At 66.3% G+C, this 9737-nt stretch carries 11 protein-coding genes; 1 reads left to right on the top strand and 10 read right to left on the bottom strand.

Annotated elements, in window-relative coordinates; genetic code table 11:
* Nucleotides 1-4 precede the first annotated feature (4 nt).
* The 10 genes from E1263_RS12285 to E1263_RS12330 form a co-directional block, all read right to left on the bottom strand.
* On the bottom strand, nt 5-835 hold the full coding sequence (locus E1263_RS12285; RefSeq protein ID WP_132167372.1) for an MlaE family ABC transporter permease: 831 nt from the start codon (nt 833-835) through the stop codon (nt 5-7).
* Nucleotides 836-840: 5 nt separating this feature from the next.
* Entirely contained in the window at nt 841-1614 is a 774-nt protein-coding gene (locus tag E1263_RS12290) for an MlaE family ABC transporter permease (RefSeq protein ID WP_132167373.1), read from the bottom strand.
* The gene (locus E1263_RS12295) at nt 1611-2558 is read right to left on the bottom strand and encodes an ABC transporter ATP-binding protein (RefSeq protein WP_132167374.1); all 948 of its coding nucleotides are present in this window, start codon (nt 2556-2558) and stop codon (nt 1611-1613) included. Before E1263_RS12295 ends, E1263_RS12290 begins: the two co-directional genes overlap by 4 nt.
* Before the next feature lie 225 nt (nt 2559-2783).
* Complete coding sequence (rplL, locus tag E1263_RS12300) at nt 2784-3167, bottom strand: 50S ribosomal protein L7/L12 (RefSeq protein WP_132167375.1); 384 nt, start codon at nt 3165-3167, stop codon at nt 2784-2786.
* Between the two features lie 59 nt (nt 3168-3226).
* Nucleotides 3227-3847 (bottom strand): 50S ribosomal protein L10, encoded by a 621-nt coding sequence (gene rplJ, locus E1263_RS12305; RefSeq protein ID WP_132167376.1) that lies wholly within the window; start codon nt 3845-3847, stop codon nt 3227-3229.
* Nucleotides 3848-4024: 177 nt separating this feature from the next.
* Entirely contained in the window at nt 4025-5224 is a 1200-nt protein-coding gene (locus E1263_RS12310; protein WP_132167377.1) for an MFS transporter, read from the bottom strand.
* Nucleotides 5224-6039, bottom strand: a complete 816-nt coding sequence (locus E1263_RS12315; RefSeq protein WP_132167378.1) for an IclR family transcriptional regulator — start codon at nt 6037-6039, stop codon at nt 5224-5226. The genes E1263_RS12310 and E1263_RS12315 overlap by 1 nt, the downstream gene beginning before the upstream one ends.
* A 93-nt stretch (nt 6040-6132) precedes the next feature.
* A complete protein-coding gene (locus E1263_RS12320) occupies nt 6133-6537 on the bottom strand; it encodes a RidA family protein (RefSeq protein ID WP_132167379.1) in 405 nt (134 codons plus the stop codon).
* A 13-nt stretch (nt 6538-6550) separates the two neighbouring features.
* Nucleotides 6551-7285: an IclR family transcriptional regulator gene (locus E1263_RS12325; protein ID WP_132167380.1), complete on the bottom strand. Its 735-nt coding sequence runs from the start codon at nt 7283-7285 to the stop codon at nt 6551-6553.
* Nucleotides 7282-8253 carry a sugar kinase gene (locus tag E1263_RS12330; protein WP_132167381.1) on the bottom strand — a complete coding sequence of 324 codons (972 nt, stop codon included), beginning with the start codon at nt 8251-8253 and terminating at the stop codon, nt 7282-7284. The genes E1263_RS12325 and E1263_RS12330 overlap by 4 nt, the downstream gene beginning before the upstream one ends.
* A 138-nt stretch (nt 8254-8391) precedes the next feature.
* Here E1263_RS12330 and E1263_RS12335 point away from each other — a divergent pair, with 138 nt between their 5' ends.
* Nucleotides 8392-9687: a type III PLP-dependent enzyme domain-containing protein gene (locus tag E1263_RS12335; RefSeq protein ID WP_132167382.1), complete on the top strand. Its 1296-nt coding sequence runs from the start codon at nt 8392-8394 to the stop codon at nt 9685-9687.
* Nucleotides 9688-9737: the final 50 nt, after the last annotated feature.

The raw sequence follows: 9737 nt of genomic DNA on the forward strand, positions 1-9737 counted from the left end.
GTCATCACCCCGCCAGCCGCACGGTGGTCGTCGTACCCCAGATGGCCATCGACAGCAGCAGGTCGACCACGTTGATCACGACGATCGACGTCCGGACCGCGCGGCCGACCGAGACGCCGACGCCCGCCGGGCCGCCGGTCGCGTGATAGCCGTGGTAGCAGTGCACCAGGATCACCAGCACCGCGAAGACGAGCACCTTGGCGAACGACCACAACACATCGCCTGGTGGTAAGAACAGATGGAAGTAATGGTCGTACGTGCCGGTGCTCTGGCCGTAGAACTGCGTCACGGTCAGCCGGGTCGCGAAGTACGACGAGAGCAGGCCGACGACGTACAGCGGGACCACCGCGATCAGACCGGCGATGATCCGGGTCGTGACCAGGTACGGCAGCGACGGGATCGCCATCACCTCGAGGGCGTCGATCTCCTCGCTGATCCGCATCGCGCCGAGCTGGGCGGTGAAACCACACCCGACCGTTGCCGCGAGCGCGATACCGGCGATCAGCGGGCCGATCTCGCGGGTGTTGATGTAGGCGCTGACGAAGCCGGCGAAGGCCGACGTACCGATCTGGTTCAGCGCCGAGTAGCCCTGCAGGCCGACCTCGGTGCCGGTGAAGAAGGCCAGGAAGGTGATCACGCCGACCGTGCCACCGATCACCGCGAGAGCGCCGCTGCCCAGCGTCACCTCGGCCAGCAGCCGCAGGATCTCCTTGCGGTAGCGCGTGATCGACTTGCCGGACCAGGCCAGCGCCTTGATGTAGAAGGCGAGCTGCTCCCCGAGTCTGTCCAGCGAGTTCAGCGGCTTCTTGACCAGGGTGTCCACCAGAGCCGACATGTTGATCAGGCTCCCTTCGGCGGAACGAGCTGGAAGTAGATCGCGGTCATCGAGAAGTTCGCGACGAACAGCAGCATGAACGTGATGACGACCGACTGGTTCACCGCGTCGCCGACACCCTTCGGGCCACCACCGGCGTTCACACCCTTGTACGACGCCACGATGGCAGCGATGAATCCGAACACGAGCGCCTTGGCCTGGCCCTGCCAGAGGTCGGGCAGGTGCGCGAGCGCGGTGAAGCTTGCGATGTAGGAGCCTGGGGTCCCGTCCTGCAGGACGACGTTGAAGACATAACCGCCCATCACGCCGACCACACTGACGAAACCGTTCAGGAAGAACGCGACCAGCATCGTCGCCAGCACCCGCGGCACGACGAGCCGCTGGATCGGGTCGATGCCGAGCACCATCATCGCGTCGAGCTCTTCGCGGATCTTCCGGGCGCCGAGGTCCGCACAGATCGCCGAGCCGCCGGCTCCGGCGATCAGCAACGCAGTCGCGATCGGCGACGCCTCACGCACCACAGCCAGTACGGCGGCCGATCCGGTGAAGGCCTGCGCGCCGAACTGCTTGATCAGCCCGCCGACCTGCAACGCGATCACGGCACCGAACGGGATCGCGACGAGCGCGGTCGGGATGATCGTCACGCTCGCCACGAACCAGGCCTGCTGGAGGAACTCCTTCAGCTGGAAGGGACGGCGTACCGACGCTCTCATCGTGTCGAGAGTGAACGCGAACAGGGAGCCTGCGTGCTTCAGCGGGGCGGTGGCACTCAGTGTCACGAAGCCCCCACCGTCGAGGACTCGAACGAGCCAGGGGGCGGAGTCACGCCATGCTCGCGGCACCACTCGCCCGGTGGGCGCTGGGTCGGCCGGAGCATGCCACTGCTGGGCAGCTGCTGGATCGGGATCGGCGGCAGCGCGGGAAGCTCTTGCCCGGCCTCGGCGGCCAGCTCGTCGGCGTCCTTCTCCTCGGACATCCCGATCGGGCCGACCATCTGGGCGTTCAGGAACTGCCGGATCACCGGCTCCTCGCTGGACAGCAGCATCTCGCGCGGGCCGAACATGGCCAGGTGCCGGTGGTAGAGCATGCCGATGTTGTCCGGCACCTTGCGGGCGGTGTTGACGTCGTGGGTGACGATCAGGAACGTCGGACTGAACGCCTCGTTGAGGTCGATCATCACCTGGTTCAGGAACGAGGTCCGGACCGGGTCCAGCCCGGAGTCGGGCTCGTCGACCAGCAGGATCTGGGGATCCAGCACCAGCGCGCGGGCCAGCCCGGCCCGCTTGCGCATGCCACCGGAGATCTCGGCCGGAAGCTTGCGCTCGGCACCGACCAGACCGACCATCTCCATCTTCTCCATCACGATGGAGCGGATGTCGGACTCGGACTTCTTGGTGTGCTCGCGCAGCGGGAAGGCGACGTTGTCGTAGAGATCCATCGAGCCGAACATCGCGCCGTCCTGGAACAGCACCCCGAACATCCGGCGGACCTCGTACAGCTCACGCTCGCTGCAGGTCGCGATATCCGTGCCCTCGATGAAGACATGGCCGCGGTCCGGCTTGAGCAGACCGATCAGCGTCTTCAGGAAAACGGACTTACCGGTACCGGAAGGGCCGAGCATCACGCAGATCTCACCGGCCGGCAGAGTCAGGGACACATCGCCCCAGATCAGCTGGCTACCAAAGGATTTGGTGAGACCTTCGACGCGGACTTCTACGCCCACCGGTCCTCCTCACGGGATCATCACTGCGGTGCCCCGAACCGACGCGTACTTCGGTCTCAACGAGGGAGCAGTGGCCTAGGTTACGCACGAGTACGGTTTTGCGTAACCCCTCAAAGTCAAGCGATTGCGATCCTAGTCAGACCGGAATGCAAGAAGGGCAGTCCCCCGGAGGAGACTGCCCTTCTCTACACATTCGTTACGTCCCGTAGCGGAACGTAACTGAGGTCACTTGAGGGTGACGGTGGCGCCGGCGCCTTCGAGGGCTTCCTTGGCCTTGTCGGCCGCAGCCTTGTCGACCTTCTCCAGGATCGCCTTGGGGGCGGACTCAACCAGGTCCTTGGCCTCCTTCAGACCAAGGCTCGTGAGACCGCGCACCTCCTTGATGACCTGAATCTTCTTCTCGCCGGCGCTCTCGAGGACGACGTCGAACTCGTCCTGAACCTCGACCTCGGCGGCCGGGGCGCCCGGGGCACCCGCAGCGGCAACGGCAACCGGGGCGGCGGCGGTGACGCCGAACTCCTCCTCGAATGCCTTAACGAACTCCGACAGCTCCAGCAGGGTCAGTTCCTTGAACTGGCCGAGGAGCTCTTCGGTGCTGAGCTTCGCCATGGTGGCGGTCCTTCCTAAACGGTGAATCACTGAATGGGGTACTGCGGGTGAGAACGGCCTCAGCTGTCAGCTGCGGCAGTCTCCTCGGTGCTCGCCTCGGCAGGTGCGTCGACCGTGTCCTGCACGGCCGTCTCCTCTGCCGCGGCCTCGGGAGCAGCAGCCCCGTCCGCCGGCAACTTGTCCTGCAGCGCTGCGAACAGGCGCGCGGCCTGCGACAGCGGAGCAGCGAACAACGACACCGCTTGCTGCGGAGCCGCCTTCATCGCACCTGCGAGCTTCGCGAGCAGAACCTCACGCGACTCCAGGTCAGCGAGCTTGGTGATCTCGTCGGTGCTGAGTGCCTTACCGTCCAGCACTCCGCCCTTGATGACGAGAAGGGGATTCGCCTTGGCGAAGTCACGCAGTCCCTTGGCCGCAACCACTGCATCGCCCTTGATGAAGGCGATGGCCGACGGACCCTCGAGCAGCGAGTCGAACGACTCAACACCCGCGTCCTTGGCCGCAATCTTGGTCAGCGTGTTCTTCACCACGGCGTAGTTCACGTCGTCACCGAGCGCAGTCCGCAAGTTCTTCAGCTGCGCCACGGTAAGTCCGCGGTACTCGGTCAGCACGGCGCCGTTCGAGCTACGGAACTCGTCCGTGAGCTCTGCGACAGCGGCTGCCTTGTCCGGCCTCGCCATGGGGTCTCCTTCGATTGGCTTTCTCGCCGAGAACCCCTGAAGACAAAAAAAGAACGCCCCTGCGCAAGTGGCAAGGGCGTGAACATACAGTCACACTTCTCATCACCTGCGCGGGCCGCCCACCTGAGTGGGACTTTCAGTTGCTCGAGAGCAACAACCAGCGGTCTTCGGCAAGGTTTATTGTGCCTGACGCTGGCGCTGTGGCCAAATCGGCGGTATCCACCGGTGCATCGCCGCTGCCGCCGCCCACCCGACACCGGCCATCACGACCACCGCAGGCCCCAACCCCAGTACGGCGGTTGCTCCGGCCAGCAGGAGTGGCCCACTACCGTTCCCGGTGTCCGCGAACAGACGGAACGCCCCGAGGAACTGAGCCCGCCCGACCGCTGGAGACGCATCGGCACCGAGCGTCATGATGACACCGGCGCCGAGCCCATTGCCCACACCCATCAGCAGTGCGACCGCAGTCAGCGTGGCAGTGGAGTGGGTGAGCGGGAGCAACAGATGCGCCAACCCCAGCACGAGCATCGACGGCACAGCGACCCATCTGCGGCCCATCCGGTCCATCACCGAGCCGGCTGGATAGAAGAGCAGCATGTCGACCGCACCGGAGAGCCCGAAGATGATGCTGGTGGTCTGCGCGTCCAGCCCGAGGTGCAAGGCCCACAGCGGTATGACGACCTGGCGTGAGGCGCGGACTGCTCCGACGAGCAGCGCACCGACGCCGAGAGTTCGCAGTACTGGCAGGTGTTCTCGGATCACGGTGAAGGTCGACTGGGCGACGACGGGCTGGCTGTTGCGGCGACGCCGTACGTGCTCGATGTCGGGAAGGCTGACCAGGACTATGCAGGCCAGTACGGCGCCGACGAAGTGAACCCAGTAGGCGCCGTCGGTTCCGAGGAAGCGCATCGCCAGTGCGCCGAGGAACGGGCCGATGAAGGAGCCGATGCGTTGGACGCCACCCAGCGTGGACAGGGCTCTCGCGCGCAGCTCGATCGGCACCGCCTCACTGAGGTATGCCTGCCGGGCCAGTCCCCACACCGAACCGGCCAGTCCGGTCACACCGATCGCCAGGGCGAGCATCCAGACAGTCAGAGCCAGCAGACAGCCAACCAGCGCTAGGGAAACCAGGACGGTCGCCCCCAGCATCGCCCGGCGCTCACCAATCTTCGTAGTGAGCGCACCGGCCGGGATGTCTCCGATGACCTGGCCCAGACCGGCCGCTGCGACGACTACACCAGCTATGGCCGGTGATGCGCCGAGATGTGTAGCCGATACCGCGATCACCGGGGCGATGGCGCCTTGGCCAATGCCATAGAGCAGTGCGGGCAGATAGACCGACGGTGCGATCTTGAGCAGCGCGGCCGGACCAGCCATCAGTTCGCTCCTGCTTGCGCCTTGGCCTGCTCTCGTCCGGCCGCGGTCGCCCCCAGCAACTCGGACACTTCCCAGGCAGCCGGGACAAGCCTGGCTCCGAACTCCAGCAGGACCTCCGGGGGCATCCGCAGCTCCGGACCCGAGATGGACAGGCATCCGACGGCCTGACCGGAGTAGTCGAAGACAGCTGCCGCCACCGAGCAGATCCCCGGTGTTCGCTCAGTCATGGAAGTGGCGAACCCGCGCTCGCGGATCTCGGCCAACTGTGCGGCGACTACGTCGGGGTCGGTGATGGTGTTCGGCAGCACCTGCTCGAGCGGAGCGGACAGCACGTCCACCTGTCGCTGCCAGGGCGCGAACGCGAGCAGCACCTTGCCCGGGGCACCCTGCGGTAGCGGCAGTGGTACGCCGAACTCGGTGTATGTACGTCTTAGCTGGTGCCGACTCTCCACCTGGTCGAGCACCATGCGGTGCCCACTGGGCAGTAGCTCATGTACAGCCGCCGTCTCCCCAGTCGCATCCCGGAGCACCCGCAGTACTGGCTGGGCCGCATCACGCAGGGTCGCCGGTATCCCACTGCTGTGAGCGAGCTGCACCACCAACGGTCCGATCGCATAGCGCCGCTGAACGGTCTGCCGAATCAGCCCGTTCTCCAACATCGCCAACAGCAGCCGATGCACCGTGCTGGTGGGCAGGCCGGTCGCGCGCGACAGATCACTGATGCCCAAGTCCGGCGTACGGGCATCGAAGCAGCGCAGGATCGCCACCGCTCGGTCTATCGACTGCACCGACCCCCGAGGTATCGTTTCCTGCATTACAGGATCATATCCCGCAATGCGGGATACCTGCCGCACAGGGGTGTGCCCGGCGTCCTGACGGACGCCGGGCGCAGCAGGCTGATCCGCCGGTCAGCTCAGGACGGCGAGGGCGTCGATCTCGACGAGCATGTCGGGGAGCGGGAGGCCCGTGAAGACGGTGGTGCGGGACGGCAGGACGCCGCTCGGGGTGCGGGTCGAGACGAAGTCGGCGTAGGCCTCGTTCATGGCGCCGAAGTCGTCGCGGGTGGTGAGGTAGACGCGCAGCATCACGACGTCGTCCAGGCTGCCACCGCCGGCCTTGAGGATCGCCTCGATGTTCTGCAGGACCCGGGTGGTCTGGGCCTTCACATCGCCGACGAACACGAACTCACCGGTCGCCGGGTCGACCGAACCCTGGCCGGAGACCTGCAGGACGTTGCCCTTGCGGACACCCTGCGAGAACACCGGCATCGGGGCAGGCGCGTCGGTGGTGGAGACGGCGGTCTTGTCGGACATCAGATCGGACCTCTCAGTTGTAGTCGGCGCTGATCGCCTGGGTGGTGGCAAGCAGCTCAGGTAGAAGCTCGAGCACCTGCTCATAGTTCAGCAGCACGTCCGGCACAGACACCGAGACGGCTCCGACAATGCGGCCCGCCTGGTCCATGACCGGCGCACCGATGCAGTTCATGAACGACTCGTGTTCAGCGCGGTCCTGCGCCCAGCCGCGAGTTCTGACACCATCCAGCTCGTCGCGCAGGGCGTCAGCGCTGGTGATGGTCTGCGGCGTGTACCCGTGGTAGTCCAGCGAGGCCAGCACCGCTTCGCGCTGCCGCTTGGGCTGGGCCGCCAGCAGGATCTTCCCCACTGCCGTGCAGTGCAGCGCAGCCGGTACGCCGACCTGCGAGTACATGCGGATCGTTCGCACGCTCTCGAGCTTGTCGATGTAGATGACCTCACCGTTCTCCCATGCTGCAAGGTGAACGGTCTGACCGGTCTTCTGATTCAGCTGCCGCAGATGCGGTGCAGCAACCTCCCGTACGACGTGCTGCTCGCGCGCGGCATCGGCCAACGCGAACAAGCGAGAACCCAGCCGATAGCGGTGGGCCTCATCGCGTCGTACGAAGCGGTCTGCCTCCATAGTGCGCAGGAGCCGCAGCACCGTGGTCTTGTGGACGCCCAGCTCGGTGGCGAGCTGATCCAGCGACCGCTCCCCCTCGCCCAAGCTGGCAAGGATCTGCAGTGCTCTCGCGAGACTCTGACTCATACCCGCGTCGCCGCCCACTCGTCGTCGGCCGCGTCGAGCAGTCTGTCCCGTAGCGCCTGGCTAGGCGGTGCCGCGTGATCCTCTGGAACCGCCAGCACTGCTGCGGCGTTCAGATGCCCTAACCGCAAACGCTGCTTCATCGGCAGACCCTCTAGCGTGCCTGCGAGGAATCCGGCTGCGAACGCATCCCCCGCACCGACCGGCTCGACCACCTGAACGGTGAGCGCCGGAACCGCAGTGCGGCGACCATCCGGCTCTAACGCCACCGCAGTATGCGAGTCGTTCTTCACTACCAACGTGCACTTCTTGTCGAGCCGCTCATGCAGCTCAGCGGGATCATCCGTCCCCGCGAACACCAGAGCCTCATCAGCCCCGATCAGTACGACGTCAGCCGCGCGCAGCAACCGCCATAGCGGCTCCGGGTCCTTGTCGCGCCACAGCACCGGCCGCCAGTTCAGATCGACACTCAGCACGAAGTCACCGCGCAGCTCGTCCAGCATCCGCGCAGTGTCGTCGGACAGTGCGGCGGTGATGCCGGTGGTGTGCACGATCTTGGCGCCGTGGAGCCGCTCGGACACCTCGGGCCGTTGCAGGAACGCGGGGCTCATCGCCGATGCTGCCGAACCGGCTCGGTAGTAGTGCATCCGGGAGCGACCGTCGATCGACTCCTTGACATACAGCGCGGTCGGTCGCTGCGGATCAATCTCCACACCGCCGACCTCGACACCCCGTCCGCGCAGATCGCGCAGCACCTGGCGACCGAAGCCGTCGTCGCCCAGCCGAGACACCCAGCTGGTCGGCACGCCCAGACCAGCCAGACCGCCGGCCACGTTGCACTCGGCGCCACCCACGGACCGGCGGAACGTCGCCACGTCCTCGAGTGGCCCAGCGGCGCCCGCGAGCATGATCATCGCCTCGCCGATGCAGACCACCTGACCGGTCTCCGTCGCAGCGCGCGGGTCGGGCATCTGCGCTCCTGAGGTCCGGGGTGATGGGATAGGTGTGAAACAGCGTCCGTTGACGCAACTTCGAGCGTGATGCTACAACCGTCAGGTCAGGATATGCAATGAACGTTGCGTATTCTGCAACTACTCCCAGGGGACTCGATGCCTGCTTACGATGCCGCCGCCGTCGCCGCACTTGCCGACGAGCGGGTCAGCCGCCGCGACCGGGTACTGCCGCCTGCCTTCTGGGGCCGGACCATCGCCGAGGTGCTGGCCGAGAAACCGCGGCTGTCGCAGCTGCCGACCCCGCTGATGACGCTGTCCGCGCCCGGGATCCAGCACAACATCGACACCCTGGCCGGCTGGTGCACCCAGCACGGCGTCGAGCACGCGCCACACGGCAAGACCACGATGGCCCCTGCGCTGTGGGCCAAGCAGTTGGATGCCGGTGCCTGCGCGCTCACGCTGGCGAACGTCTACCACCTGGCGGTAGCCCGGCAGTTCGGCGTCCAGCGGGTGCTGATCGCGAACTCGGTCGTCTCGCCGCTTCAGCTGCGCTGGATCGCCGACGAGCTGGCGCGCGATCCGGAGTTCGAGGTGTCGGTCTGGGCCGACTCGGTGCGGACGGTCGAGATCATGGAGGCGGCTCGGTCGGCGTACGTCGATCCGGATGCGCGACTGCTCGACGTCATGGTGGAGTTCGGCGCACCGGGCGGCCGAACGGGCGCTCGGGACTTCGAGACCGCCGAGGCCGTGGCTTCTGCGGTGGCGGAGTCATCGACGTTGCGACTCGTCGGAGTGGCCGCTTATGAGGGTGCTGTCAGCGGTGACGTCGACGAGGCCGGACTAAGCGCCGTACGGGCGTTCTTGGAGGACATGGCTGAGCTGCATTCGCGGCTGGGCGAGTTCTACGCCGAGGGCGTCGTACCGATCGTCACTGCGGGTGGCAGCGAGTTCTTCGAGCTGGTGGCGGAGGTGCTCGCGCCGTTGCAGGATGCTCGCGTGATTGTGCGCTCCGGCGCGTACATCTCGCACGATGACGGCCTGTACCGGCGGGTGTCGCCGCTGGGCAACGCGCCGCGCACCGACGGCGAGCAGCTCGTCGCGGCGATGCACGGCTGGATGCGGATCACGTCGCAGCCTGAGCCTGGGCTCGCGATCTTCGACGCCGGTCGCCGCGACTTCCCGGTCGATCAGGACATGCCGGAGCCGCAGCTGATCCGGCCGCGTTCTTCCGGCGAGGCGGTGCTCCCGGCGACGGGTATGTCGGTGACCAAGCTGAACGACCAGCACGGCTACCTGCAGTTCGGCGACGAGCCGGTGGTGATCGGGGACGAACTCCGCGTCGGCCTCTCCCATCCTTGTACGGCGTTCGACAAGTGGGGGCTGATCCCCGTGGTCGACGACCCCGATGCCGCTGACCCTGTCGTTGTGGACCTGATCCGGACGTACTTCTAATGCCTGCCCTCCCAGCCCCGACCCAGCAGCTGTCTCTTATACACACTGAC

This window comes from Kribbella antibiotica (assembly GCF_004349055.1).
GTDB classification, from domain to species: Bacteria; Actinomycetota; Actinomycetes; order Propionibacteriales; family Kribbellaceae; genus Kribbella; species Kribbella antibiotica.

What these genes read in the sequence shown, in the direction of transcription:
- E1263_RS12285 (WP_132167372.1), bottom strand. Translation starts at nt 835, where the DNA reads ATGTCGGCTCTGGTGGACACCCTGGTCAAGAAGCCGCTGAACTCGCTG.
- rplL (WP_132167375.1), bottom strand. Translation starts at nt 3,167, where the DNA reads ATGGCGAAGCTCAGCACCGAAGAGCTCCTCGGCCAGTTCAAGGAACTG.
- rplJ (WP_132167376.1), bottom strand. Translation starts at nt 3,847, where the DNA reads ATGGCGAGGCCGGACAAGGCAGCCGCTGTCGCAGAGCTCACGGACGAG.
- E1263_RS12310 (WP_132167377.1), bottom strand. Translation starts at nt 5,224, where the DNA reads ATGGCTGGTCCGGCCGCGCTGCTCAAGATCGCACCGTCGGTCTATCTG.
- E1263_RS12315 (WP_132167378.1), bottom strand. Translation starts at nt 6,039, where the DNA reads ATGCAGGAAACGATACCTCGGGGGTCGGTGCAGTCGATAGACCGAGCG.
- E1263_RS12320 (WP_132167379.1), bottom strand. Translation starts at nt 6,537, where the DNA reads ATGTCCGACAAGACCGCCGTCTCCACCACCGACGCGCCTGCCCCGATG.
- E1263_RS12325 (WP_132167380.1), bottom strand. Translation starts at nt 7,285, where the DNA reads ATGAGTCAGAGTCTCGCGAGAGCACTGCAGATCCTTGCCAGCTTGGGC.
- E1263_RS12330 (WP_132167381.1), bottom strand. Translation starts at nt 8,253, where the DNA reads ATGCCCGACCCGCGCGCTGCGACGGAGACCGGTCAGGTGGTCTGCATC.
- E1263_RS12335 (WP_132167382.1), top strand. Translation starts at nt 8,392, where the DNA reads ATGCCTGCTTACGATGCCGCCGCCGTCGCCGCACTTGCCGACGAGCGG.